Source organism: Cellulosimicrobium sp. Marseille-Q8652, assembly GCF_965112045.1.
Map to the genome: position 1 here is coordinate 567,220 of NZ_CBCOPS010000001.1, position 25,451 is coordinate 592,670.

At 71.6% G+C, this 25,451-nt stretch carries 17 protein-coding genes; 6 read left to right on the forward strand and 11 right to left on the reverse strand.

Annotation, left to right across the window (positions count from 1 at the left end):
• Positions 1 to 55 precede the first annotated feature (55 nt).
• The 8 genes from ACWPWV_RS02500 to ACWPWV_RS02535 form a co-directional block, all read right to left on the reverse strand.
• Positions 56 to 3,943, reverse strand: coding sequence for an alpha-L-arabinofuranosidase C-terminal domain-containing protein (locus ACWPWV_RS02500; protein ID WP_454041387.1), 3,888 nt, complete (start codon positions 3,941 to 3,943; stop codon positions 56 to 58).
• Positions 3,944 to 4,217: 274 nt separating this feature from the next.
• Positions 4,218 to 5,192 carry a galactofuranose ABC transporter, permease protein YjfF gene (yjfF, locus tag ACWPWV_RS02505; RefSeq protein ID WP_454041388.1) on the reverse strand — a complete coding sequence of 325 codons (975 nt, stop codon included), beginning with the start codon at positions 5,190 to 5,192 and terminating at the stop codon, positions 4,218 to 4,220.
• 83 nt (positions 5,193 to 5,275) lie between these two features.
• A complete protein-coding gene (locus ACWPWV_RS02510; RefSeq protein WP_454041389.1) occupies positions 5,276 to 6,334 on the reverse strand; it encodes an ABC transporter permease in 1,059 nt (352 codons plus the stop codon).
• Positions 6,331 to 7,872, reverse strand: coding sequence for a sugar ABC transporter ATP-binding protein (locus ACWPWV_RS02515; RefSeq protein WP_454041390.1), 1,542 nt, complete (start codon positions 7,870 to 7,872; stop codon positions 6,331 to 6,333). Before ACWPWV_RS02515 ends, ACWPWV_RS02510 begins: the two co-directional genes overlap by 4 nt.
• A gap of 180 nt (positions 7,873 to 8,052) precedes the next feature.
• Positions 8,053 to 9,063, reverse strand: a complete 1,011-nt coding sequence (locus ACWPWV_RS02520) for an ABC transporter substrate-binding protein (protein ID WP_454041391.1) — start codon at positions 9,061 to 9,063, stop codon at positions 8,053 to 8,055.
• Between the two features lie 390 nt (positions 9,064 to 9,453).
• Positions 9,454 to 10,536, reverse strand: coding sequence for an arabinan endo-1,5-alpha-L-arabinosidase (locus ACWPWV_RS02525; protein ID WP_454041392.1), 1,083 nt, complete (start codon positions 10,534 to 10,536; stop codon positions 9,454 to 9,456).
• Positions 10,533 to 12,044 carry an arabinosylfuranosidase ArfA gene (gene arfA / locus ACWPWV_RS02530; RefSeq protein ID WP_454041393.1) on the reverse strand — a complete coding sequence of 504 codons (1,512 nt, stop codon included), beginning with the start codon at positions 12,042 to 12,044 and terminating at the stop codon, positions 10,533 to 10,535. The genes ACWPWV_RS02525 and arfA (ACWPWV_RS02530) overlap by 4 nt, the downstream gene beginning before the upstream one ends.
• Before the next feature lie 89 nt (positions 12,045 to 12,133).
• Positions 12,134 to 13,501: a glycoside hydrolase family 27 protein gene (locus tag ACWPWV_RS02535; protein ID WP_454041394.1), complete on the reverse strand. Its 1,368-nt coding sequence runs from the start codon at positions 13,499 to 13,501 to the stop codon at positions 12,134 to 12,136.
• Positions 13,502 to 13,816: 315 nt separating this feature from the next.
• Here ACWPWV_RS02535 and ACWPWV_RS02540 point away from each other — a divergent pair, with 315 nt between their 5' ends.
• From ACWPWV_RS02540 to ACWPWV_RS02560, 5 genes are all read left to right on the forward strand, one after another.
• Positions 13,817 to 15,151, forward strand: coding sequence for an ABC transporter substrate-binding protein (locus ACWPWV_RS02540; RefSeq protein ID WP_454041395.1), 1,335 nt, complete (start codon positions 13,817 to 13,819; stop codon positions 15,149 to 15,151).
• A gap of 114 nt (positions 15,152 to 15,265) precedes the next feature.
• Positions 15,266 to 16,234 (forward strand): carbohydrate ABC transporter permease, encoded by a 969-nt coding sequence (locus ACWPWV_RS02545; RefSeq protein ID WP_454041396.1) that lies wholly within the window; start codon positions 15,266 to 15,268, stop codon positions 16,232 to 16,234.
• Positions 16,235 to 16,251: 17 nt separating this feature from the next.
• Positions 16,252 to 17,109, forward strand: a complete 858-nt coding sequence (locus ACWPWV_RS02550; protein WP_454041397.1) for a carbohydrate ABC transporter permease — start codon at positions 16,252 to 16,254, stop codon at positions 17,107 to 17,109.
• Between the two features lie 2 nt (positions 17,110 to 17,111).
• Positions 17,112 to 18,533 (forward strand): arabinan endo-1,5-alpha-L-arabinosidase, encoded by a 1,422-nt coding sequence (locus tag ACWPWV_RS02555; protein ID WP_454041398.1) that lies wholly within the window; start codon positions 17,112 to 17,114, stop codon positions 18,531 to 18,533.
• The gene (locus ACWPWV_RS02560; protein ID WP_454041399.1) at positions 18,530 to 19,237 is read left to right on the forward strand and encodes a YesL family protein; all 708 of its coding nucleotides are present in this window, start codon (positions 18,530 to 18,532) and stop codon (positions 19,235 to 19,237) included. The genes ACWPWV_RS02555 and ACWPWV_RS02560 overlap by 4 nt, the downstream gene beginning before the upstream one ends.
• Before the next feature lie 120 nt (positions 19,238 to 19,357).
• On the opposite strand, the gene ACWPWV_RS02565 is transcribed toward ACWPWV_RS02560, so the two are convergent.
• Together ACWPWV_RS02565 and ACWPWV_RS02570 are read right to left on the reverse strand one after the other, a co-directional pair.
• A complete protein-coding gene (locus ACWPWV_RS02565) occupies positions 19,358 to 19,984 on the reverse strand; it encodes a hypothetical protein (protein WP_454041400.1) in 627 nt (208 codons plus the stop codon).
• A gap of 771 nt (positions 19,985 to 20,755) precedes the next feature.
• On the reverse strand, positions 20,756 to 21,847 hold the full coding sequence (locus ACWPWV_RS02570; RefSeq protein WP_454042792.1) for a LacI family DNA-binding transcriptional regulator: 1,092 nt from the start codon (positions 21,845 to 21,847) through the stop codon (positions 20,756 to 20,758).
• Positions 21,848 to 22,070: 223 nt separating this feature from the next.
• Here ACWPWV_RS02570 and arfA (ACWPWV_RS02575) point away from each other — a divergent pair, with 223 nt between their 5' ends.
• Entirely contained in the window at positions 22,071 to 23,606 is a 1,536-nt protein-coding gene (gene arfA / locus ACWPWV_RS02575; RefSeq protein ID WP_454041401.1) for an arabinosylfuranosidase ArfA, read from the forward strand.
• A 97-nt stretch (positions 23,607 to 23,703) separates the two neighbouring features.
• On the opposite strand, the gene ACWPWV_RS02580 is transcribed toward arfA (ACWPWV_RS02575), so the two are convergent.
• The gene (locus tag ACWPWV_RS02580; RefSeq protein ID WP_454041402.1) at positions 23,704 to 25,395 is read right to left on the reverse strand and encodes a glycoside hydrolase family 43 protein; all 1,692 of its coding nucleotides are present in this window, start codon (positions 25,393 to 25,395) and stop codon (positions 23,704 to 23,706) included.
• Positions 25,396 to 25,451 lie beyond the last annotated feature (56 nt).

Below are 25,451 nucleotides of genomic sequence, written 5' to 3' on the forward strand. Positions count from 1 at the left end.
GCCCCGCCCGCGGAGGCGGGGCGGCCGTCGGTACCCGGGCTCTACCTCACGGTGTTCAGCCGCAGTCGAGCGCGTCGTAGGCGACGTCGACGCTCGACGTGACCTCGTCGCCGTCGACCACGGCCGTGCCCGTCACGGTCGCCGAACCGGCCGGGACGGAGACCGCGCGCGTCGCGAACGACTGGTACGCGTTCTTGCCCGGCGCGACGTCCGCGACCGCCCTGGTGCCGAACGGCGTGGCGAGCGTGACGTCCACGGGGACGTCCTCGCCGTTCGTGGCCCGCACCGCGACGTACGCCTTGCCCGCGAGGCAGCGCGCCTGCGCGGTGACGTCGAGGTCCAGCTCCGGGGCGGCCTGCTCCGCGTGGAGCCGGACGAACGTGATCGAGTACGCGGGGAACTCGTACGAGAAGTCCTCCCCCACGCCGGTGATCGTCCGCTCGACGGGCACCAGGAGCTCGGGGTCGGCCTTGGTGTTGGTGTCCGACGGCGAGCCCACCATCTCGGTGACGGTCGCCTCGTCCGAGATGCCGGCCGAGCCTGCCAGCCCGTCCACGTGGACCTGCGTGCGCGCCGCGGTCGCGGTCGGGTTGACGACCTTGACCACCACGTCGCCCGAGTCCTCGTCACGCGTGACCACCTGGTACAGGGACTTGGTGGTCGCCTGCTCGTAGGACATCTGGAGCTCGCCGTCGAGGTAGAGCTCGATGGTCGAGCCCTCGACGACGACCTTGATCCGGTACGCCTGCCCGGCCTCGATGCTGTGGTTCTCGACCGCCTTCACCTCTCCGGCGCTGCCGCCCGAGGCCCGCTGGAGGGCCTGGCGCGTGTTGTTCCACCCGCCGAGGTTCCACCAGTAGTAGTCGTTGGGGCCGCCCGCGGCGAAGCCGACGAGGAAGCCCTCCGACCCGGCGCTCTTGCGGGCGTCCAGCTCGAGCGTGTAGCTCGACCAGTCCTTCGCGTAGGCGCCCTCGACGATCGAGCGCGCGTCGGTGACGTTCGTCGCCGACTGGACGTAGGCGCCGTCCTGCGCGGCCCACGTGCCCGCCTGCGGCTCCCACCGGTCCGCACCGGCCTCGAAGTCGTCGGAGAACAGGACGTCGCCGGAGGCGTTGTCCGTGACCCGCACGTTGTCGTACTGCGCCGCCGTGTTCCACGTGGAGAGGAAGACGCCGCCGTCGAGCGTCGAGCTCGCCGGCGCGGGTCCGGAGTGGGTGCTCGGCACGACCTGGTCCCCGACGTTCGCGGAGAACATCTGCTGGACGTGGTAGTTGACCGAGCCCCACGACTCGTCGTTGTCGAACCAGATCGCGTCCGGCGACCACTGCACGTACGACTCGTTGGCGAGCAGCGGGGCGTACGACGCGAGCCGGACGAGGTCGGAGTTGCGCTCGAGTCCCGTCATGAACGCCGCCTCGGAGAGGGCGTTGGCGAACGTGTTGCCGCGCGACGCGTACTCGCCGAGGAACACGTCCGGGCCCTCGCGGTCGTAGGAGTCGTACCGCTCGTCGTTCTCGAGGAACCACTGGGGGTCGTTGTAGTAGTGCTCGTCGACCATGTCGACGCCCTGCTCGCGGTTGAACTCCCACAGCTCGTCGAAGCGCGTGCCGGTGTCGTCCGGGCCGGAGTTGGAGATGATCTCGATGTCCGGGTAGGCCGCCGCGATGGCGTCACGGAAGGCCGGGAAGTTGGCCTCGAACGTCTTCGTGTTCTCCTCGTTGCCGAGCCCGATGTACTTGAGGTCGAACGGCTCCGGGTGGCCGAGCTCGGCGCGCACGGCGCCCCACTCGGTCGTCACGTCGCCGTTGGCGAACTCGATGAGGTCCACGGTGTCCTGCACCCAGCGCTGGATCTGCGCGGGGTCGGTCATCTCGGGGATGGTGCTGCCGCAGCCGTTGGCCCCGACCGACACGACGGGGAGGGGCGTCGCGCCGAGGTCCTCGGCGAAGAGGAAGTACTCGAGGTAGCCGATCCCGTACGACTGGTTGTAGCCCCAGAAGTTCCAGTTGGTCGCGCGCTCCTCGACCGGACCGATGGTCTCCTTCCACTGGTACGTGCGGCGACGGTCCGTGAAGCCCGACTCCTCGTACGTCCGGAACGTGCCGACGTTCGTCACGCACCCGCCGGGGAAGCGCACGAACTGCGGGTCGAGCGCCTCGATCTTCTCCGCGAGGTCCTTGCGCAGCACCGACGGCCCGTTGACCGGGCCGACCCACGTGTCCTGCGGGAAGAGCGACACCTGGTCGACGGCGAGCGTGCCGGCGGCGCCGGAGAGCAGCGCGAGACGGCCGGCGTTGGTCGTCCCCGTCGCGTCGAGCGTCAGCTCGTACTTCTTCCACGTGTTCGAGCCGTCGACGGCGACCTGACCGGTCGCGTAGGCGGTCGTCCCGGCCTCGTCCTCGACGCGCACCGTGAGGGTCTGCGCCGTGGCCGAGCGCGCCCAGACGGAGAAGTCGTACGACTCCCCCTCCTCGACGAACAGGCCCGTGTTGTAGCCCGCGTTGCGCACGCCGGCGCCGGCCGCCGTGGTGGTGAGGTTGAGGTAGTTCCGGTTCGTGGCGTTGAGGCGGCCGGCGTCGTTCACGACCTGCGTGGTCGCGGTGGCCCCGCCGCGGTTCGCGGCGCTCCACGCGGTGAGCCCGGTGAAGGACGCGTTGTCCTGGTTGTTGAACTCGAAGGACCGGTTGCGCACGAGCTCGGCGTACAGCCCGCCGTCCGCGGCGTAGTTGATGTCCTCGTAGAAGATGCCGTAGAGCTCGTCGCTCATCTCGGTCCGCTCGCCCGCGAGGTCGACCGTGAGCTCGTGGTCGGCGCTCGCCGACGGCGTGAGCGTGAGCGGCGTGGCCGCGTCGCGTGCGCCGAGGACGAGCGCGCCGTCCTGCGCGCGCACGCCGGCGTACTGCTCGGGGTCGGCGGCGCTGCGCAGCCAGACCTTCCCGCCGCCGGCGTCGGTGATCCGCAGCGCCGTGCCGTCCGTGCCCGCGCCTCCGAGGGCGAGGCGGGGCTCCGGGTCACCCGTGACGACGACGGGACGGTCGCCGACCGCGAGCGTCACCGGCGACGTGCCGGGTGCGCCGTCGACGGCGGTCGCCTCGAGCGCGACGGTCGTGGCGGGACGCTCGTCGTCCAGCGCGAGCCCGTCGTCGGTGGCGACCAGGTACCGGGCGTCACCCGGTCCGGACAGCGTGAACGCGCCGTCGGGCACCTGGTCCGCGCCCTCCGCCGCCGTCAGCGCCACGTAGTCGAAGACGGCGGTGTGCGACGTGCCGTCCTGCGCGGCGAGCGCGTAGAGCCCGACCTGCGTCGTCGGGAAGTCGACCTCGACGGACCCGGCCGGCTGCCACGCCGTCCCGTCCCAGTACGACGTGGTGATCGTGTCGCCGGAGCGCTGCATGCGCAGCGTCTCGCCCGTGGAGCCGGGCCGGTCCGTGAACGAGTCGGCGGCGAACACGCCGCCCGACTCGACGTCGTTCTCGATCGCGCGACCCGAGGGCGCGAGATCGCCGACGAAGGTCAGGCCGGAGCGGACGTAGTTGTCCATGTCCTGCCACGCGATGAGGCCCGCGCCCTGGTAGACGCGGTCGACCGGTGCCTCGACGTGCGTCACGACCGTGAAGTCGCCCGCCGGCACGTCGAGCACGACGACGTTCTTGGCGGTGTTGTTCGTCTGCCACGTGTCGCCCGGCTGCGAGCGCAGGGTGAGCGCGCCGCCGTCGACGGTGAGCGCCTCGGGCACCGGGTTGACGACGGTCCAGTCGGCGCCGAGCTCGGCGCCGTCGAACGCGTCGACCCACGCGCCGGCGGGCAGGTCGGGCTCCGCGGCGGACGCCGGCATCGACGACGCGAGCGCGACCGTGCCGACAAGCCCGCACGTGAGCGCGACGGCGACCGTGCGGCGCCACCTCCGCGCTCGGCTGTGCAGGGGGTCCTGGGGGTGATCCATGGCCTTCCTCTCCTCGTTGAGAGACGTGGTCCGTGCCATCCGTGTGAGCGTTAACAGACTCGCGCCCACCGTAGTGTGAGCGTTCACATCTGACAAGGGTCCTCGTCGCGGGCGTCGCGCGGGCACGGGCGTGCCCGCGCGACCCGGGGTGCCGGCCCCGTCCAGCTCTGCGGTGCCTCCGGACGACCGGAGGTCCAGACGCGCGCCGCGCCGGCCCCGTCCCGCCACGCCCCGGCACTGCCGGCACGTGACGGGACGGACCCGGCGCCCGCGCTCACCGCCGTCTGACGACCAGCACGCGCTGCAGGACCACGAAGATCAGGAGCAGCACGCCGATGACGATCTTCGTCCACCAGGAGGACAGCGTGCCCTCGAAGGTGATGATCGTCTGGATCAGGCCGAGCACGAGCACGCCGAGGACGGACCCGAGCACGAAGCCCGTCCCGCCCGTGAGGATCGTGCCGCCGATGACCACGGCCGCGATCGCGTCGAGCTCCATGCCCACACCGGTCAGCGAGTAGCCCGACCGCGAGAACATCGCGAAGAGCAGTCCCCCGATGCCGGCGCACGTACCGCTCACCACGTACACGAGCACCTTCGTGCGGGCGACGGGAAGCCCCATGAGCATCGCCGACTGCTCGCCGCCGCCGATCGCGTAGACCGTGCGGCCGAACTGCGTGTAGTGCAGGACGAAGAAGGCGATCGCCACCACGACGAGAGCGATGACGACGGCCGTCGTGAGGCGCCAGCCGTCGCCGATCTCCTGGCTCCAGCTCGCGAGCGCGACGAAGGACTCGTCCGTGATGGGGATGGACTGGAGGCTGATGACGTAGCACAGGCCGCGCGCGAGGAACATCGCGGCCAGCGTCGCGATGAACGGTTGGATCTCGAACACGTGGACCATGAGCCCCACCGCGAGCCCGAGGACGGTGCCGATCAGCACGGAGATCGCGATGACGACGGCGACGGGCCAGCCGCTCTGCAGCAGCGACGCCGTCGTGATGCCCGAGAGCGCGACGACCGCGCCGACGGACAGGTCGATGCCGCCCGTGAGGATCACGAAGGTCATGCCGACGGCGAGCACGATGAGGAACGAGTTGTTGATGAACAGGTTCGAGATCACGCGCGCCGACAGGAAGTTCTCGTACCGGCTGCCGCCCACGACGAGCATGAGGACGAGCACGAGGAGCGTCCCGAGGACGGGCAGGTAGCGCCGGTCAAGACGGAACCGGCCGAGTCGCGCTGCCATGGTCGTGCTGCCTCCGGGGGTGGCTGGACCGGCACCCCGAGGGCCGGGAGACGAGGTGGGGGCGGGGGTCTGCACGGCGGACATCAGGCACCCACCTCCGCTGCGACGGCCGCGTTCGGCGCGGCTCGGCGACGGCGGGCCGCGAGCTTGTCACGGACCACCGGGGACTGCGCGAGGCACACGGCGATGACCACGACGGCCTTGAACAGCGGCGTCACGGACGGGGAGATGCCGAGCAGCGTCACGGTGAAGGTGAGCGTCTGGATGATGAGGACGCCGACGAGCGTCCCGGACAGCGAGAACTTGCCACCGGCGAGGGACGTGCCGCCGATGACGACGGCGAGGATCGCGTCGAGCTCGATGAACAGACCGGCGTTGTTCGCGTCGGCCGCCATGGTGCCGGACGAGATCATGAGGCCCGCGAGGCCCGCGAAGAGCGAGCACACCGCGTAGACCGTCCAGATGATGCTGCGCGACCGTACGCCCGCGAGCCGGCTCGCCGCCGGGTTGATGCCGACGGACTCGATGAGCATCCCGAGCGCGGTCCGCCGGGTGAGGACCGCCACGGCCGCGAAGACCGCCCCGGCGACGAGCACGGCGACCGGCAGGCCGAGCCAGAAGCCCGAGCCGAGCGTCTTGAACGGCGCGCTCGTCACGGTCGTGATCTGCCCGCCCGTGATGAGCATCGCGATGCCACGGCCGGCCATCATGAGGACGAGCGTCGCGATGATGGGCTGGATGCCCACGACCGCGACGAGGAACCCGTTCCACAGGCCGAGGACGAACGACAGCGCGAGGGCTAGCCCCATGGCGACGAGGACGGTGGTGACGCTGCCCGGGTCCGGCGACGAGGCGATGAAGGTCAGCGCGACCGCGCCGGAGATCGCGACGACCGCACCGACCGACAGGTCGATGCCGCGCGTGGCGATGACGAGGGTCATGCCGAGGGCGACGAGCAGGAGCGGCGCGCCGTTCTTCAGCAGCAGGACGAGCGAACCCTCCAGGTGGCCGTCCCGGACGCCGACCGACAGGAAGCTCGGCCGGTTGATCGTGTTGGCCACCAGCAGCGCGGCCAGCGCGGCCAACGGCCAGAACAGCCGGTGCTGGGTGACGCGGCGCCAGGTGGGCGTCGTGGCGGTCATGAGTCGGACCCTCCGCTCGCGATGAGCTCGACGACGTCCTCGACCGTGACGTCGTCGTCGTTGGTGATCTCCGCGACCTTCTTGCGGTCGCGCAGGACGGCGATGCGGTGGCTGAGCCGCAGCACCTCCTCGAGCTCGGCCGAGATGAAGACGACCGACATGCCCTCGCTCGCGAGCTGCGCGACGAGCTTCTGGATCTCGGCCTTCGCACCGACGTCGATCCCGCGCGTGGGCTCGTCGAGGATGAGCAGCCGGGGCGCCGTCGCGAGCCAGCGCGCCAGCAGGACCTTCTGCTGGTTGCCGCCGGAGAGGTTCTTGATGAGCGCGTCCGGGTTGGCGGGCCGGATGGACAGCGCCTCCATGTACTTCGTCACGAGCTCGTCCGCCTGGCGCGTGGGAACCCGGCGCAGCCAGCCCCGCTCCGCCTGGATGCCGAGGATGATGTTCTCGCGGATCGTCAGGTCGCCGACGATGCCCTCGGCCTTGCGGTGCTCGGACGAGAACGCGATCTTCCGCTGCATCGCGGCGCGGGGCGTCCGCAGCCGGACCGGCGTGCCGTCGAGGACCGTCTGCCCGGAGTCCGCGTGGTCCGCCCCGGCGAGGAGCCGGGCGAGCTCGGTGCGCCCCGAGCCCAGCAGGCCCGCGAGCCCGACGACCTCGCCCGGGTAGACGTCGAGGTCGAACGGCTGGATCGAGCCCTTGCGCCCGACGCCCACGGCCTGGACGAAGGGGGTGACGTCGGCGTTGTCGGCGACCGAGCGCTTGGGGGTCTCCTCGAGCGCGGACAGCACCTCGAGGGACGTGCCGATCATCTTCGACACGAGCTCGAGCCGCGGGAGCTCGGCCGTGCGGTACTCGCCGACGAGCCGCCCGTTGCGCAGCACCGTCATGCGGTCGGAGATCTCGTAGACCTGCTCGAGGAAGTGCGACACGAAGAGGATGGCCACGCCGTCGTCGCGCAGCCGCCGGACGACCGCGAAGAGCTGGGCGACCTCGTCCGCGTCGAGGCTCGACGTGGGCTCGTCGAGGATGAGCACCTTGACGTCGACCACGAGGGCACGGCAGATGGCGACGAGCTGCTGCACGGCGAGGGAGTGCGACGAGAGCGACGACGCGGGGTCGATGTCGAGGTTGAGCCGGGCGAGCATCTCCCCCGCGCGCCGACGGGTCGTGCGCCAGTCGATGGCCCCGAGGCGTCGCGCCTCGTTGCCGAGCATGATGTTCTCGGCGACCGAGAGGTTCTCGCAGAGGTTGACCTCCTGGTACACCGGCGAGACACCGGCCGACTGCGCCTCGCCGGGGCCGGAGAACGTGTGCTCCACCCCGTCGACGACGATGCGCCCGGAGTCGATGGAGTAGACACCGGTGAGCGCCTTGATGAGCGTGGACTTGCCGGCGCCGTTCTCGCCCATGAGGGCGTGCACCTCGCCGGGGCGCAGGGTGAGGTCCACGCCGTCGAGCGCCTTGACGCCGGGGAACTCGATGGAGATCCCGGTCATCTCGACGACGGGCGGACCGTCCGGGCTGGGGGTTGTCATCGCTGACCTTCCGTGCGGTCGACGGCGGCCGGTCGACGTCGACCGGCCGTGCCTGGTTGGGCGGCCGCGCGCCGGGGCCTCGATGGGCTCCCGGCGCGCGGCCGGTCCTCGGGGTGGGGGAACGCTACCGCGCTCTCCCCCGGGCGGGAACCCGGCAGGGCTCCGCGCGCTCCGTCGGGATCAGTACTCGCGGGTCGGCAGGGCCTCGATCGCCTGCTCCTGCGTGAAGGACTGGTCCTCGACCACGATGCGCTTCTCGACCTCCTCGCCGGCGACGACCTTCTTGATGATGTCGGCGAGGTCCGGGCCGAGCAGCGGGTTGCACTCGACGATGAAGTTGATCTTGCCGTCGGCGAGGGCCTGCATGCCGTCCTTGACCGCGTCGATCGTCACGATCTTGATGTCCTCGCCAGGGACGAGACCCGCGGCCTCGATGGCCTCGATCGCGCCGAGACCCATGTCGTCGTTGTGCGCGTAGACGAGGTCGATGTCGTCGTGCGCCTGGAGGAAGCCCTCCATGACCGTCTTGCCCTCGGCGCGCGTGAAGTTGCCCGTCTGGGAGTCGATGATCGTGACGTTCGGGTTGTCGGCCGTGGCGTCCTCGAACCCGGTCTTGCGGTCGATCGCCGGGGCGGCACCCGTCGTGCCCTGGAGCTCGACGACGTTGATCGGCTCGGTCGCGACGTTCTCGGAGACCCACTCGCCGGCCATCTCGCCCTCGAGGACGAAGTCGGACCCGATGAACGACTCGTAGAGCGTCTCGTCCTCGGAGTCCACGGCGCGGTCGGTGAGGACGACGGGGATGCCGGCCTGCTTGGCCTCCTCGAGCACCGAGTCCCAGCCGGACTCGACGACCGGGGAGAACGCGATGACGTCGACGCCCTGCGCGATGTAGGACCGGATCGCCTGGATCTGGTTCTCCTGCTTCTGCTGCGCGTCGGAGAACTTCAGGTCGAACCCGTTCTCCGCGGTGAGGGTGTCCTGGATGGACTTGGTGTTCGCCGCGCGCCAGCCGGACTCGGCGCCGACCTGGGAGAAGCCGACGGTGATCGTGTCACCGCTGCCGCCGCCGCTGTCCGCGGTGCCGTCGTCGCCCGTGTCACCGCCGCTGCTGCACGCCGCGAGCGCGAGGACCGCCGCGCCGGCGAGGATTCCGGTCAGGCGCGTGCGCGCCGTGGTCGTGCTGAACATGCTCTCCTCCTTGAGATGCGGCCCTCGGCGCCGTGCCGAGGTCCCGTTCCTTCGTGCCAGCCCGCCATCGGGCTGTTGACTCTTGTTCGTACGTGTTCAGATGTGTCCTTGTCTAGCGGTGTCACCGCCTCGCCGCAAGCCCCTCGGGCCGCGTCGCGGATCACCGTTCGGTAACCCTTGCGAGCTACCTGCCGGCCCTCCGACCTCCGTACCCTCCGAGCGATCAGCGCACCCGTGCGACAGGGCACGGATGTGAGCGCTAACACCCCCCTGGGCGGAGATGTTAGCGCTCACACGCGGCCGAGCGAAAGTCTTTCCGGTCACGGTTGGATCACGACCGGCTCCCCGCCCGGGAACACGGGGGCCGGCGGGCGCGCGCCCACAGCGAATTCACCCGACGGGCGCCGCCCGGGGCCAGCCGTCGTCGGTCCAGCCGAGCTCGTGCAGGGCGAGCCGGAAGTCGCCGCCCTCGCGCTCGTCGTAGTAGTGGAACGCGAGCACGTCCGCGGTGTCGGCCTCGGACACCGACTGCCCGCCCGGGCCGATCGCCCACCCGTCCGACGCGAGGAGCTCCGTCCCGCCCCCGAGCGCCATGTCCGTGCCCTCGGCGTCGAGGAACGGTCCCGCGACGTCGCGCGACCGCCCGACGGCGACCCGGTACGTCGAGTCCGTCCCGCGGCAGCACGAGTCCCACGACACGAAGAGGTAGTACCAGCCGTCGTGCTCGAGCAGCGCCGGGGCCTCGATCGCGTTGTCGGGCACGCCGGAGCGCGACGCGACCGTCACCGGCTCCGCGCCCTCGGCGGGCTTCCCGCTCGGCCACTCGACCGGCACCGCCTGGATCCCGCCCCAGAACGAGCCGAAGAACAGCCACGGGGAGCCGTCGCGGTCCTCGACCACGGTGGGGTCGATCGCGTTGAAGTCGTCCTCGCCCGGGCGCGACCGCACGACGGCGCCCTGGTCCGTCCACCCGTACCCCGGGTCCGCCGGGTCGATCGTCGACCCCGTCGCGACGCCGATCGCCGAGTCGTTCGAGCCGAACGTCGACGCGGAGTAGTAGAGGTACCAGGTGCCGTCGTGCTCGACCACCTCCGGCGCCCAGAAGTTCCCGACGCCGTCGATCTCGTCGCGCACCCACCGCGGGTCGCCGCTCGCGTCCCACGCGGTGCCCGCGTCCTCCCACGTGCGTCCCGCGTCGTCGGACCGGCGGACCTGCGGCGCGCCGAAGCCCACGCGCACGTCACCGGTCGAGTAGACGAACCACGGCTCGCCCTGCGCGCCGGCGACGAGCGCCGGGTCGTGGACCCGCACGTCGCCCGTGACGGGGATCGCCGTCCCCGTCACGGGCTCCCACGGCCGCACGACGGCCAGGACACCGGCGGCGGCCACCCCGACGAGCACGACCGCGACGACCACGGCGCGCACGACGACGGACCGTCCTGCGCGCCGCCGCGTCACCCGGGCTCGGCTCACGCCCGGGCCAGCCGCAGCACGGACCACGAGACGGCGGGGAGCTCGGCGCGTGCGCGGTCGTCCGCGACCTTCGCCGACGTGTTGACGACCGGGACGACGCTCGTCGCGTCGTCGGCCGTCGCCTGCCACGTGTGGTCCGGGTTCGAGAGCGTGAGCGCCTCGACGAGGCGCAGCCCGGGGAACCCGCGCAGGTCGACGTCGAGGTCGACCGCACGCGTGGTCGAGCGGTTGACCGCGAACAGCACCACGTCACCGGTCGCGGGGTCGTGCGTCGCCACGGCGTCGAGCACGGGGACGTCGCCGAAGCGTGCCGTCTCCTCGGCGGGCGACTGCACCGCGACGCGCAGCACGTCGCCCGCCGCGTGGCGCGCGGTCAGCGCGAACGGGTGGAACGTCGTCTGGCGCCAGGACCGGCCGCCCGGCTCGGTCATGATCGGCGCGATGACGTTGACGAGCTGGGCGAGCGACGCCGCGTGCACGCGGTCGGTGTTGCGCAGCAGCGAGACGAGCAGGCTGCCGACGACGACCGCGTCCGCGACGTTGTAGCGGTCCTCGAGCAGCACGGGCGCGACGGGCCAGTCGTCGCCCGACGGCGGCCGCGACTCGGCGCGCTTCTGGTACCAGACGTTCCACTCGTCGAACGAGATGCTGATCCGCCTGGAGTGCTTGCCGGCCGCTCGCACCTGGTCCGCGGTGGCGGCGACGGACTCGACGAAGTGGTCCATGTCCACGGCCGAGGCGAGGAACGACGCGAGGTCGCCGTCCTCCTCCCAGTAGTACGCGTGCGCCGAGACGTGGTCGACGTGCTCGTACGCCTCCGTGAGCACGACCCGCTCCCACTCGCCGAACGTCGGCATGTCGGAGCTCGACGAACCGCAGACCACGAGCTCGACGCCCGGGTCCATCATGCGCATCGCGCGTGCGGTCTCGGCCGCGAGGCGCCCGTACTCCTGCGGCGTTTTGTGGCCGATCTGCCACGGGCCGTCCATCTCGTTGCCGAGGCACCACATCCGGATCCGGTACGGCTCCTCGACGCCGTTGGCGCGGCGGCGGTCCGACCAGAAGGACCCGCCCGGGACGTTGCAGTACTCGAGCAGGTCGAGCGCCTCCTGGACGCCGCGCGTGCCGAGGTTCACGGCCATCATCGGCTCGACGCCGGCCTTCGCGGCCCAGCGCATGAACTCGTCGACCCCGACGGTGTTCGGGTCGCTCGAGTGCCACGCGAGGTCGAGGCGCGTCGGGCGCGCGTCGACCGGTCCGATGCCGTCCTCCCACCGGTAGCCCGAGACGAAGTTACCGCCCGGGTAGCGCACGGTCGTCACGCCGAGCTCACGCGTGAGGTCGAGGACGTCGCCACGGAACCCGTCGGCGTCGGCGGTCGGGTGGCCCGGGTCGTGGATGCCCGTGTAGACGCAGCGGCCGAGGTGCTCGACGAACGAGCCGAAGGTCCGGGGCCGGACGGGCCCGACGACGAAGGCCGGGTCGAGCGTGACGGTGGCGGCGTGCATGGGGTCCTCCGGGACGGTGCGGGACGGCGCCGGGTGCGGCGCCGGTCGGGTCGTGCGGGTCGGTGGTCGGGACGGGGGTGGTGATCGGGTCAGGGGTCGAGGCGCAGGAGACGCACGCCGTGCGCGGGCACGTCCACGTCGACGAGGTGGTCGCCGCCGGTCGCGGCGCTCGGGGGCACGAGCGGGACGCGCTCGCCGGTCCAGACGTCCACGAGGACCGGTCCGGCGCCGTCGACCCGACGCCCGCCGTCGCGCACCCCGGGCGCCACGCCGGCCCTGCCGACGGCGAGCCCCGCGGACGCCGCGGGCACGGTGACGCGGCGCGGCGACGACGCGGTCGAGAAGATCCCGGCCCAGCGCACGCCGTCGAGCGTGCGGTCGCCGGCGGCGCCCCACACGACCGTGTCTCCCTCGCGGAGCAGCTCGCGGCCCCCGGAGGACCGCAGGAGCACGTCGAGCACGTCGGTCCGGGTGAGGTCGGCGATCGTCGCCGCGTCGGACGCGGGAAGGTGCCCGCCCACGAACAGCGGCGAGCGGGCGAGGCACCACAGCGAGAGCATCGTGCGGCGCTCCGCCTCGGTGAGCAGGCTCTCGCGCGGCTCGCCGCGCTCGGCGCGCAGGCCGATGCGTCCCAGGGGGAGCATGTCGGCGTCGGCCCACGCGCCGGGACGCTGGTGCGGGGCCCAGCGCGCCATGCGCGCGAGCTGCGCCTCGACGTCGTCCCACCGGTCCCACAGGTCGTCGCTCACGCGCCACATGTCGGCGTGCCGGCGCAGGTGGTCGAGGTGGGCGAGGGACAACGACGTCCCCGGGGAGAGCGACAGGACGACCTCGCGCCCGTGCCGGTCCTCGGCGCGCGCGACGGCCGCGGCGAGCGCCTCGACCGCGTCGGCGTGGTAGGGCGCCAGCATGTCGTCGACCTTGAGGAGGTCCACGCCCCAGCCGACGACGCGGTCGACCTGGGCGTCGAGCCAGGCCCGAGCGCCGGGGTGGGCGAGGTCGAGACCGTAGTTGTCGCCGTTCCACGGGCACGTGCTCGACCGGTCGGCGATCTGCCCCGTGCGGTACGGAGTCCCCGGCACGGGGAGGTCGGCGTCGACGGCGCGCCGCGGGATGCCGCGCAGGAGGTGCACCCCGAACTGCAGGCCGAGGTCGTGCACCTGCCGCGAGAGGGGCGCGAAGCCTGCCCCGCCGGCCGCCGAGGGGAACCGCGCGGGGACCGGGCGCTGGACACCGAGCTCGTCGAGGAGCACCGGCGCGGCGGGGTTGTAGCCGCCGGCGCGCGCGGTCGGCTCGTACCACTGGATGTCGACGACGACCGTCGACCAGCCCGCGCTCGCCATGTCCGAGGCGAGGAAGCGGGCGTTGTCCAGGACCTCGGCCTCGGTCACGGTGGTGCCGAAGCCGTCCCAGGAGTTCCACCCCATGGGGGGCGTCAAGGACGCGGTACGGTGCATGGCGTGCGGGACCCCTCTCGGGCGGACAGGCGCCCCTCGTCGGTGACCGAGGCGACTTCTACAACGATGTAGACCGTGATGGTGCAGGGGCGGAGCAGGGTTCGTCAAGCCCGGGACGATCGAGGTGGCGACGACTTCTACATCGTTGCAAATCCGTGACGAGGCGCGCTTGACCGTGCGGCGGGCGGTGTGCAACCGTGCTCCCCATCGAGATTTTTCATCGATGTAAACGAGAGGTCGACGACGACGTCCGTGGCGGGACCCTCCGCCCCACCGACAGTCGCCCCCGCGACCACAGGACCGAGAGGAACCGTGATGAGGAAGTCACGACTCATGGCCGGCGTCATGGCCGGGATCATCGTCGCGAGCACGGCGGCGTGCAGCAGCGGCTCCGGCGGGGACGACGGGCTCACGTTCATGTTCCGCGGCGGCCCGGACGAGAAGGCGGCGTACGAGGCCGCGATCGCGAAGTTCACCGAGGAGACCGGCGTCGAGGTGAAGATGATCGTCACCGACGCCGACCAGTACGCGACCAAGCTCCAGGCGGCCGTCTCGGGCAACAACGTGCCCGACGTCTTCTACGTCGAGCAGGCGACCCTCCAGTCCTACGTGGGCTCCGGCGTGCTCATGGACATCACCGACCAGGTCGAGGAGCAGGGCGTCGACCTCGACAACATCTGGGAGTACGGCGTCGACTCCTACCGGTTCGACGGCACGCTCCAGGGCACGCCCGACGGCCGCCTCTACGGCCTGCCCAAGGACGTCGGCCCGTTCGCCTTCGGGTACAACAAGACGATGCTCGAGGCCGCGGGCATCCCCCTGCCCGACAAGGACGTCCCCCTCACCTGGGACGAGTTCGTCGCGATCAGCAAGCAGCTCACGACGGACACCGACGGCGACGGCGCGGTCGACCAGTGGGGCACCGGCCTCAACGTGCAGTGGAACCTGCAGTCGATGGTGTGGAGCAACGGCGGGGACTGGACGAACGAGGACCGCACCGAGGTCACGGTCGACACCCCCGAGTTCGCCGAGGCGCTCCAGGCCTTCGCCGACCTCACCAACGTCGAGGGCGTGACGCCGTCCGCGTCCGACGCGGCGACGCTCGACACCTACCAGCGCTGGATGGCCGGCGAGATCGGCTTCTTCCCCGTCGGGCCGTGGGACGTCAGCGTCTACAACGACCTCGAGTTCGAGTACGACCTCATCCCCTGGCCGTCCCTGGGCGGCGAGGAGAGCGCCACGTGGATCGGCTCGCTGGGCATCGGCGTGTCCGCGACGACGTCGGACGCCGAGAACGCCGTGAAGCTCGCGACCTACCTGTCGACCGACCCCGACGCGCAGCAGACGCTCGTCGACGCGAACATCCAGGTGCCCAACCTCAAGGACATGGCGCAGGAGTGGGCCGCCGCGCCCGACGCCGAGCCGGCGAACCGCCAGGAGTTCCTCGACATCGTGGAGGACTACGGGCGCGCGATGCCCGCCGCCTTCACGTACGGCGCGGAGTGGTACGACGAGCTGTGGGTCAACATCCAGCCCGTCCTCGACGGCAAGACGACGGCCGCCGACTACCTCGCCGAGACGCAGCCGAAGATGCAGACGCTGCTCGACGAGTCGAACGCCAACGCCGAGCAGGCCGCGGCCGGGAGCTGACCGTCCGGCACGGTCGTCGGGCGTCGCCCCGACGGCCGTGCCACCGACGGTCGACCGCCCGGTCGCGGACCGGCACGGTCGGGCACACCCGGACCAGCCCCGAGAGGAACCCCGATGACGCAGATCGCGGACGTCACCGACGACGCCACGAGCCCGCCCGGCGTGGAACCGCCGCCCCCGGCGCTGCGCAGCGCGAAGCAGCGCCGGCACCTGCACCGCACGGAGCACCGCTGGGCCTTGGCCTTCGTCGCCGCGCCGGTGCTCGGCTTCCTGGCCTTCACGCTGTACCCGCTCTGCTTCGCGGTCTACGCGTCCTTCACGAGCTGGAACGGGCTCGGGCCCATGCGCTTCGTCGGGCTCGAGAACTACTCGACGCTCCTCACCGACGAGTACTTCCACAAGAGCCTGTTCAACACGTTCTTCTACATGATCGGCATCCCGATCGGGATCGTCCTCGCGCTGATGCTGGCCATCGCGCTGAACCGGCGCCTGCCCGGTCGGACGTTCTTCCGCACGGTGTACTACGTGCCCGTGATCTCGTCGCTCGCCGCGATCGCCATCGTGTGGCAGTTCGCGTACAACGGCGACTTCGGCCTGATCAACCAGGTGCTGTCGTGGTTCGGGATCGACGGTCCCGACTGGCTCCAGAACACCGCGACCGTCAAGCCCGCGATCATCATCATGGCCGTCTGGAAGGGCCTCGGGTACTCGATGCTGCTGTACCTGGCGGCGATCCAGTCGGTGCCCGCGTCGCTCTACGAGGCCGCGGCGCTCGACGGCGCGAACGGCTTCCAGAAGTTCCGCTCCATCACGCTGCCGATGGTCCGCCCCGTCACGTTCTTCATCGTCGTCACGAACGTCATCGGCGGCGCCCAGCTCTTCACCGAGGTCAACATCATGACCCCGACCGGCGGCCCCGAGTTCAGCTCCGCGACGGTGGTCTGGTACATCGTGCGCAAGGCCTTCAAGTACCAGCAGATGGGCTACGCGACGGCGATGGCCGTCGTCCTCGGGCTGATCATCCTCGTCATCACGCTCATCCAGTTCCGCCTCAACCGGCGCAACAGCTTCAGCATCGACTGAGGGCAGGAGACACCACCATGAGCACCCCCCTCGCCGGCGGCGCCACGCGCTACCGCGTCACCAACATCGTCCTGCTCGTCGTGCTGAGCGTCTTCGCCGTCGTGATGATCGCGCCGCTCCTGTGGATGTTCACCACGTCGATCAAGACCAAGGCCGAGGTCTTCGCGCTGCCGCCCGTGTGGTGGCCCTCCGACCCGCAGTGGGACACCTACGTGCGGATGTGGTCGGACGCGCCGATCCTCTCCGGCTTCAGGAACAGCATCATCGTGTCCGTCACGGCGACGGTCGTCGGGTCCTTCACGTCAGCGCTCGCGGCGTTCGCGCTGGCGAAGATGCGCCTGCCGGGGAAGAACGCGATCTTCATCGCGCTGCTCACCGGCATCATGATCCCGTTCCCGACCGTCATGATCCCGCAGTTCGTCATGTTCTCCCGGCTGCACTGGGTGGACACCCTGCTGCCGCTCATCGTGCCGCTGCTGTTCGGCAACATCGTCATGATCTTCTTCCTGCGGCAGTACCTGCAGTCGGTCCCCGACTCCCTCGTCGAGGCGGCGAAGCTCGACGGCGCGTCGTACTTCCAGGTCTTCCGCGTCATGATCATGCCGATGATCCGGCCCGCGATCGCCGCCCAGTTCATCCTCTGGTTCATGACGGTCTGGAACGACTACCTCGCGCCGATCCTGTACCTGAACTCCCCGGAGAAGCAGACCATCCAGGTGGTCATCGCCAACCTCAACGTCGAGTTCGCCACGCAGCGCGACTACCCGCTGATCATGGGAGCGTCGTTCGTCGCGCTCCTGCCGATCCTCGTGGTGTTCCTGGTCTTCCAGCGCCAGATCATCGAGTCCGTCGCGCTCACGGGGTCGAAGGGCTGAGCGTGGCCGCCTCCACCACGCCGACCACGGCGGCCGCGGCGTCGGGTGCGTCTTCCCTCGGCGCACCCGACGCCACCCGCCCCGTTCCGCCGGAGACCCCGGACACCCCGGACTGGGGCGCGCGCCACGCGCACGACCCGACGGCCGTCGTCGACGACGAGGGCACGTACTGGCTGTTCTCCACCGACGCGTCCGCCGACGGCCCCGTCCCCGGGGGCGTCCAGGTCCGCCGCTCGACCGACCTCGTCACGTGGGAGTTCCACGGCTGGGCGCTCGCGGGGGTGCCCGGGCCGGCGGCGGCGTGGTCCGGCGCGGCCGGGCTGTGGGCGCCCGAGGTCGTTCGCGTCGACGACGAGTGGCGCATGTACTACTCCGCGTCGACCTTCGGCTCGCGCCGGTCCGCCATCGGTCTCGCGACCGCCCCGCACCCGCGCGGCCCGTGGACCGACTGGGGTGTCGTCGTCGCGAGCGAGCACGTCCCCGCACCCGAAGGTCTCGAGCACCCCAACGCCATCGACGCGAACGTCGTGACCGAGGCGGACGGGAGCCACTGGCTCGTGTACGGGTCGTTCTTCGCCGGGATCCACGCGCTCCGGCTCGACCCCGAGACGGGGTTCGTCGCCGACGAGCCCGCGCCCGGCACGCTCCACGACGCTCCCGGCACGCTCCTCGCGCGCCGGCCCCGCGCGGTCGACGGGGCCGTCGAGGGCGCGTTCGTCCTCCCCCGCCCGGGGGGCGGCTGGGCGATGCTCGTGAGCTACGGGTCGCTGTTCTCCACCTACCACCTGCGCGTCGCGGTGGCCGACTCCGTCACCGGCCCCTACCGCGACCGCGCCGGGCACGACCTGCGCGACCTCGACGCGCCGCCCGACGAGGTCGGCACGACGGTCCTCGCGAGCCACCGGTTCCCCGGCGGTCCGGGCGTCCTCGCCCCGGGCCACGCGTCGGTCCTCACCGAACCCGGTCGCCAGCTCCTCGTGCACCACGTGCGCGACGCCGAGGACCCGGCGCAGCACCGCGTCGAGGTGCGCCGGCTCGTGTGGACGCACGACGGCTGGCCGCTCGTCGCGCCGCAGCCCTGGGCCGGCCCCGACCGCGAGGTGGACGACACCGCGCTCTGGCCCACGAGCGCCGACGTCCTCGACGGCGCGTGGGAGCTCCTCCACCTGGCGGACCGCCCGGACGTCGTGCAGGACGCCCGGCGCGCGCGGCTCGACGTCGCCCCGGGCTCGGCCCGCGCGCTCGGCGAGGGCCGCTTCACCTGGACGACGACGGCCGGCACCCCCGTCTCCGCGGTCGCCTTCCCGTCGTGGGACGCCGTGCGCGGTCGTCCGGCACCGTCGGTCGTCGCGATCGGGTCCGACGGGCGCGTGGTCGCGGGAACGCGCACCGACGCCCCAAGCCCTGGGACCATCGACGCATGACCGACTCGGCCCGGCCCCGCACCGCGGACCCCGACGACACGAGAAGCCGGCGGCCGCTCGACGAGCGTCGCCCGTCCGGCGACGAGGTACCCGGCTGGGCCGGGCGTGTCATGACCGTGCTGCGGTTCGTCACGCAGCTCGTCGCGATCAACCTCCTGATGCTCGCCGGGACCGTGGCAGGGCTCGTCGTCGCCGGGTTCGCGCCGGCCCTGCACGCTGGTGGGCTGCTCCTCGCACGCCTGGTCGACGGCGACCCCTCCGACCACCTGTGGCGCGACTTCTGGGGTGCCTGGACGGGCGCGTGGCGCCGGACGGTGCTGCTCGGCCTCCCCGTCATCGCCGCGGCCCTGGTCCTCCTGCTCGACGCCCAGGTGCTGCGTGTCATGGACGGCCCCGCCGCCGCGGCGCTGCGCACGGGCGGCGTCGTCGTCGCGCTGTGGGTCCTCGTCGTGACGGCCTACCTGCCCGCCGTGACCCGCCGCTACGACGAACCGTGGGCCCCCACGTGGCGCTACCTCGTCCTCTCCCCCGCGATCGGGCCGCTCGTGGCCGTCGCGATGCTCGTCACGTGCGCCGTCGTCGCGGTCGTGCTGATCTACCTGCCGGTGCTCGGCCCGCTGCTGGGCCTCAGCGTCCCCGTGCTCGCGACGGGTCTGCTCGCTGACGGCCGCCTCGACCGCCTCGACGGGACCTCGGCGCGGTAGTCGGTCGGTGCCGTTCGGGGTCAGGTCCGCGGTGCGGTGAGCCATCACGCCTGCTCCTCGCTGACTCCATCTACTCGTGACGGTGCATCTGAAACGGGTACAGACGCTCGTCGTGAAAGGTCACCAGCGCACTGCTGGGCTCGCGCGCCACTGCTGACGGCGAGGTATCCAGGCCAGGGAGTCGGCCACCGCCATATCCGCGAGGATGACGACCGACTCGTCGTAGAGATGCCACTCGCCACGGGAGTACGCCTCAGCAGCGACAAGAAGGGCCGACCCGTTGTCGCCCCGGATCAGAACCTCCGTCAGAACACCTCGACCTGGTGAAGCGAGACCGTCGGCCACTGTGTCGTAGAGGGCGTCGACCTGGGTCAGCCGTCCATGGACAACCGGGATACCGCGTCGTGATCGCATGGAGCCAGCATCGACGTCGGGCAGCATCCGAGGTTGCCGTCGTGGCGAGAAGTCCAGGCCGAATGCGGCGTCGTCCTGGTAGACGCCGACGACCGCGTTCTGCTCGGTTGTCCGCGCGCGCAGCCAGGCAAATGGGGTGCGGAAGTCATCCGCGGTCGCCCAGGCAAGGGGCGCGTCGTTGTCGCCGGACTCCAGCGCCCACTCCTCGCCCTCCCACGACGCCACATCGAGCGAAGCAAACAGGAGCGCGGCGGCGATGTTCGCCGTCACCCACCCGACCTCATCCGCGAAGCCGGCCGCGGCGAGGAGATCAGAGACGGCCTCGCGAGTCATCTCCGTCAGCTCGTCGCTAGGTGGAAGCTGCCCCATGCCGCGAACAGACGAAAGGACGGGAACGGGCCCACCATCGTCGCAAGATACGGCCCAGACAACCTCGCCGCTACGACCAGTGAACTCCCATCCACGTCTGTCGACCTCGCCGCCGGCGTCGCTAGCGACAGTCGCTCGCCAGCATGATCGCCAGTTGGCCATTCGAGGACCTGTTTCCCTATCCGTGACCCTTTCCTTTCGTGCACGTTCAACGCCGCACCGAGGGCCGGCTTTGTCTCGCTCGACCCTAGTGGTCCCTGGCATCCATGTCGCACATCGGCTGGCATTCCCACGTGGCACTTCACCCGACGCAGGGCCTACCTGGCGGGGATCGCCTTGTCTCAGGACCTACTTGGCAGTCGTGCATCAGGAGACGCGCGACATCGCCGTGATCGCCGGCTCGGGCCGACGTCTGCGCGTCCGTCGCCCGTGGCGCCCGTTCCTCAGGTTGCAGGTGCCGTATCGGTCAAGCGGCGCGTGCGCTCGTCTTTCGACAACGCCAGCAGCCGAACGGACTCGGCACGTTCGGTAGCGCCGAGTCGGGCCCGTCGCTCCGCCGCTGCGCTGATGTACCGATCCCGCAGGACGGCGCAGGTCTCGCCGTCGTCCGCGCCGTCCGACACCCACAGCGAGCTGCTGCCGACATGAGTTCGTCGTTCCAGGACTCCCTTTACCCAAGTTGACCGACGGCACCCGGCCCCTCCGGGCGACCGGAGCTGCCCTCCGCCGACGCCGTCAGCCGGCGATCTGCTCGCGGACGGGTTCGACGGTCTCGACGCGACCCTCCTGGACGGCGACGACCTTCTCGCCGCCGCCGGCGGGCACGTCGCCGGTCGACTCGCGGCCGACGATCGACGAGTCGGGGACGACGCGACGGAACGGCGCCGGTTCGCCCGCGCCCCGTGCGTCGATCCGCGCGACGAGGAGCTCGACGGCGCGCGCGGCGATCTGCTCACGGCCCGGGGAGACCGACGAGATGGTCGGCACGGAGTAGCGCACGTCGTCGACGTCGTCGAAGCCGATGAGCGCGACGTCGCCCGGGACGTCGACGCGGCGCGCGTGGAGCGCGTGCAGCGCGCCGAGGGCCATGGCGTCGTTGAGCGCGAAGACCGCGTCGATCTCGACGCCCGAGTCGAGGAGCCGGCCCATCGTCTCGGAGCCGGTCGCGCGGTGCCAGAGGCCGGCCTCGCCGACGAGGCGCGGGTCGAACGCGATGCCCGCGTCCGCGAGCGCCTGCTGGTATCCCTCGAGACGCAGGGCCGCGGAGCCGACGGCCTCGCCCGCGTGCGCCCCGACGACGGCGATGCGGCGCCGTCCCAGCGCGAGGAGGTGCGCCGTCGCGGCGCGCGCGGCGGCGACGTTGTTCATCGTCACGTGGTCCGCCGGTGCGCCGAAGACGCGCTCGCCGAGGACGACGAGCGGGAACGTGACGTCGAACAACGGCAGGTCGGACGGTCCGAGGGCGAGCGGCGAGAAGATCACGCCGTCGGTCATGTCCTGGTACCGCCCGGACAGCACCTGCGCCTCGCGCTCACGGGTCGAGTTCGTCTGCTCGATGAGCACCGTGTACCCGTGGGACTCCGCCGCCCGGATGACCGAGTCGGCGAGCTCCGCGAAGTACGGGAGAGACAGCTCGGGCACCGCGAGCGTGATCATCCCGGTGCGCCGCGTGCGCAGGTTCCGGGCGGAGACGTTCATCCGGTAGCCGAGGTGCTCGATCGCCTCCTCGACGCGTCGACGCGTCTCGGGCCGCACGTGCGGGTAGGCGTTGACGACGTTCGACACCGTCTTGACCGAGACACCGGCGCGGGCCGCCACGTCGTGCATCGTCACCGGCAAGCTGCTCACTCCTTCGGGATTCCGTGCCCTCCCGGGCCCGGATGGGTCAACTGTGCCACGCACGAGGCACGGGGCTGTCGGAAGCATCGTCGACGAGTACTCTACATCGTTGTAAAGTGATCCCGTCGCTGCTCCTGACACGGTCGGGCCGGCGCGACGGACACCCCGGCAGTCCTGACGCACCGCCGGACCACCACGAGCGAGGATCCCGATGACGCACCCCCGCGCCCGCGTGGCGCTGCACCCCGACTTCCGGGTCGGCCCGATCGACCGCCGCCTGTTCGGCTCCTTCGTGGAGCACCTCGGCCGCGCCGTCTACACCGGCATCTACGAGCCGGGCCACGCCGCTGCCGACGAGCACGGCTTCCGCCGCGACGTCGCCGACCTCACGCGCGAGCTCGGCGTGACGATGCTGCGCTACCCCGGCGGCAACTTCGTCTCCAACTACCGCTGGGAGGACGGCGTCGGCCCGGTCGAGGACCGCAAGCCGTTCCTCGACCTCGCGTGGCGCACCGTCGAGCCGAACCTCGTGGGCACCGACGAGTTCCTGCAGTGGGCCGAGCGCGAGGGCTTCGAGCCGATGATGGCCGTCAACCTCGGCACGCGCGGCGTCGAGGCCGCTGCGGCGCTCGTCGAGTACTGCAACGGCGAGGCCGGCACGCGCTGGGCCGACCTGCGCATCGCCAACGGCCGCGCGGAGCCGTACGGCGTGCACCTGTGGTGCCTCGGCAACGAGATGGACGGCCCGTGGCAGATCGGCCACAAGGACGCGCACGAGTACGGCAGGCTCGCGGCCGAGGCCGGCAAGGCGATGAAGCTCGTCGACCCGTCGATCTCGCTCGTGGTGTGCGGGTCGTCCTCGATGCAGATGGACACGTTCGGGGAGTGGGAGCAGACGGTCCTGTCGTACACGTACGACCTCGTCGACCACGTCTCGATGCACGCGTACTACGAGGAGCTCGACGGCGACCGCGCGTCGTTCCTCGGGTCGGGCACCGCCATGGACCGCTTCATCGACCGCGTGGTCGCGTCCGCCGACGCCGTGGGCGCGCGCCGCCGCTCGGACAAGAAGATCACCATCAGCTTCGACGAGTGGAACGTCTGGTACCTCGAGTCCCGGTTCCCGGGCGAGACGAACCTGCCGGTCCAGCGCGACGCGCCGCGCATCATCGAGGACGTCTACTCGGCGCTCGACGCCGTGGTCGTCGGCGACCTGCTCGTCACGCTGCTCAACCACGCGGACCGTGTCCCGGTCGCGGCGCTCGCGCAGCTCGTCAACGTCATCGCGCCGATCATGACCGAGCCCGGCGGGGAGGCATGGCGCCAGCCGACGTTCCACCCGTTCGCGACGACGGCGCGCCTCGCGCACGGCGAGGCGCTCGACGTGCGCGTGGACTGCCCCACGACGACGACGAAGCGCCACGGCGACGTCCCGCTCGTCACCGCGGCGGCGACGCACGACGCGGAGACCGGCGCGCTCGCGCTGTTCCTCACCAACCGCTCGGCGGAGCCCGTCGAGGTCGACGTCGAGCACCTGGGCCTGGGCGTCGAGCTCACCGAGGGCTGGCGCATGGTCGCGGACCACGAGGCCGCCGTCGAGGGCCCCGCGCACGCGCGCAAGGTCGTCGACGCGTGCTGGTCGGCGGTGGACCTCGCGGTCGACGTCTCGGCCAGCTCGCGCACGACGACGGTCACGCTCGCGCCCGAGTCGTGGACCGCGCTGGCCGGGACGGTCCGCGGGGACTGACCCCCGCCGTCGGGCAGTCCCCTTACGTGTGGGCAGGAGACGGGCCCGGTCTGCGACGACAGACCGGGCCCGTCTTCTCGCACAGGGGTGCGGCGGATCAGGCGCAGGCCGCGCCGACGTGCTCGACCGTCACGGTGGTCGAGCGCTCCCCCGCCGTCGCCGTGACGGTCGCGCGCCCCGCGGGGAGCTCGGAGGAGCGCGCCGCGAACGCCTGGTAGGCGGACCGCCCGGAGGCGACGTCCACGACCGTGCGCGAGCCGTACGGCGTGGACAGCGCGATCGTCACCGGCCCGGTGTCCGCCGAGGTGGCGCGCACCGCGAGGTAGGCCGAGCCGGCGAGGCACCGCGGCTGGGCGACGACGTCACCGAGCGCCACGCCGTCCGCCACGGTGAGCGTCGCCGTCGGGCTCACCACGCGCCCGTGCGCGTTCTGCACGACGGCGCGGGCCAGCAGGCCGTCGTCGTCGGCCTCGACCGCAGGCAGCTCGAGCGACGCCGAGCCGGTCACCGCGCGCCGCGCCGGCGCGGCCTGCTCCCAGGTCGCGCCCCCGTCGCGCGAGGTCTCCCACGTGACGACGGGCGCGGGGGCACCCGACACGTCGACCGCGAACGTCGCGGCGTCGCCCTGCGCGACGTCCGTGCCCTGCGGCCCGGCGAGCACCGTGGGCGCCCCGACCGTGGCGTCCACGACGGGCCACCCGTCCACCCACGCGAGCCGCTGCAGGCCGAGCGTCGGGAAGTACGGGACCTGCGCGTTCGACGCGTCGTAGTAGTGGAACGCGAGCACGTCGTCGAACACCGACTGCCCACCGGGACCGACGACGGCGCCGTGCGTGTCGAGCAGCGTCGTCCCACCGCCGCCGACCATGTCGCGACCCTCGGCGTCGCGGTAGGGGCCCGTGACGGACCGCGAGCGCCCGACGGCCACGTGGTACGTGCTGTCGGCGCCCTGGCAGCACGCGTCGAACGACACGAGCAGGTAGTACCAGCCGTCGTGCTCCGTGATGAACGGCGCCTCGACCCGGTTGCCGGGGGCGAACCGGTCGACGAGGTGCGTGGCGTCCGCGACCGCGCCGGGGACGGGCTTCCCGCTGGGCCACGAGATCTCGACGAGGAAGATCCCGTACCAGTGCGACCCGATCGCCATGTACGGCGTGCCGTCGGCGTCCTCGACGATCCCCGCGTCGATCGCGTTGAACGTCTTGCCCCCGGCGATGTCCTGCGGCGACTCGATCACGAGGCCCTGGTCCACCCACGCGTGGTCCGGGTCGTCGGGATCGAGCGTCGTGTTGGTGGCGAGCGCGGTGAGCGACGTGTTCGTGCCGAAGCGCGAGGCCGAGTAGTACAGGTAGTACGTGCCGTCGTGCTCGTAGACCTCGGGCGCCCACAGGTTGTCGGGCGGCGCGCCGTCGGCGAAGTGCTCGTCGATCCACGCGGGGATCTCGTCCCAGACCGTGCCCTCGGACGCCCACGTGACGCCTTCGTCCGCGGACGACCAGACCTGGATCGTGCCGCCCTTCTCGCGGTTCGCCAGGCCGGTCGAGTACACGTACCAGGTGCCGTCGTCGTCGACGACGAGCGCGGGGTCGTGGACCGGGGACGTCTCACCGGTGACGGACAGCCCTCCGGCGGGCAGCTCGTCGGACGATCCGGCGTCGGCGGGTCCGGCGTCGGCGACGGCCGGTCCGGAGAGGAGCGTCGCCGTGAGCCCGACGACGAGCGCGGCGGCCCCGGCGAACCGTGCGGGTCGGCGGCGCCCTCTCGTTCGTGCGATGTGCGTGCGGTGCATCTCGATCCCTTCTACATCGTTGTAAAGCCGGGCCGTGAAGAACCCCGGCCCTCAGG

Coding starts and splice junctions, on each gene's coding strand:
- ACWPWV_RS02500 (WP_454041387.1), bottom strand. CDS start 3,943: ATGGATCACCCCCAGGACCCCCTGCACAGCCGAGCGCGGAGGTGGCGC.
- yjfF (WP_454041388.1), bottom strand. CDS start 5,192: ATGGCAGCGCGACTCGGCCGGTTCCGTCTTGACCGGCGCTACCTGCCC.
- ACWPWV_RS02510 (WP_454041389.1), bottom strand. CDS start 6,334: ATGACCGCCACGACGCCCACCTGGCGCCGCGTCACCCAGCACCGGCTG.
- ACWPWV_RS02515 (WP_454041390.1), bottom strand. CDS start 7,872: ATGACAACCCCCAGCCCGGACGGTCCGCCCGTCGTCGAGATGACCGGG.
- ACWPWV_RS02520 (WP_454041391.1), bottom strand. CDS start 9,063: ATGTTCAGCACGACCACGGCGCGCACGCGCCTGACCGGAATCCTCGCC.
- arfA (WP_454041393.1), bottom strand. CDS start 12,044: ATGCACGCCGCCACCGTCACGCTCGACCCGGCCTTCGTCGTCGGGCCC.
- ACWPWV_RS02535 (WP_454041394.1), bottom strand. CDS start 13,501: ATGCACCGTACCGCGTCCTTGACGCCCCCCATGGGGTGGAACTCCTGG.
- ACWPWV_RS02540 (WP_454041395.1), top strand. CDS start 13,817: ATGAGGAAGTCACGACTCATGGCCGGCGTCATGGCCGGGATCATCGTC.
- ACWPWV_RS02545 (WP_454041396.1), top strand. CDS start 15,266: ATGACGCAGATCGCGGACGTCACCGACGACGCCACGAGCCCGCCCGGC.
- ACWPWV_RS02550 (WP_454041397.1), top strand. CDS start 16,252: ATGAGCACCCCCCTCGCCGGCGGCGCCACGCGCTACCGCGTCACCAAC.
- ACWPWV_RS02560 (WP_454041399.1), top strand. CDS start 18,530: ATGACCGACTCGGCCCGGCCCCGCACCGCGGACCCCGACGACACGAGA.
- ACWPWV_RS02565 (WP_454041400.1), bottom strand. CDS start 19,984: ATGACTCGCGAGGCCGTCTCTGATCTCCTCGCCGCGGCCGGCTTCGCG.
- ACWPWV_RS02570 (WP_454042792.1), bottom strand. CDS start 21,847: ATGCACGACGTGGCGGCCCGCGCCGGTGTCTCGGTCAAGACGGTGTCG.
- arfA (WP_454041401.1), top strand. CDS start 22,071: ATGACGCACCCCCGCGCCCGCGTGGCGCTGCACCCCGACTTCCGGGTC.
- ACWPWV_RS02580 (WP_454041402.1), bottom strand. CDS start 25,395: ATGCACCGCACGCACATCGCACGAACGAGAGGGCGCCGCCGACCCGCA.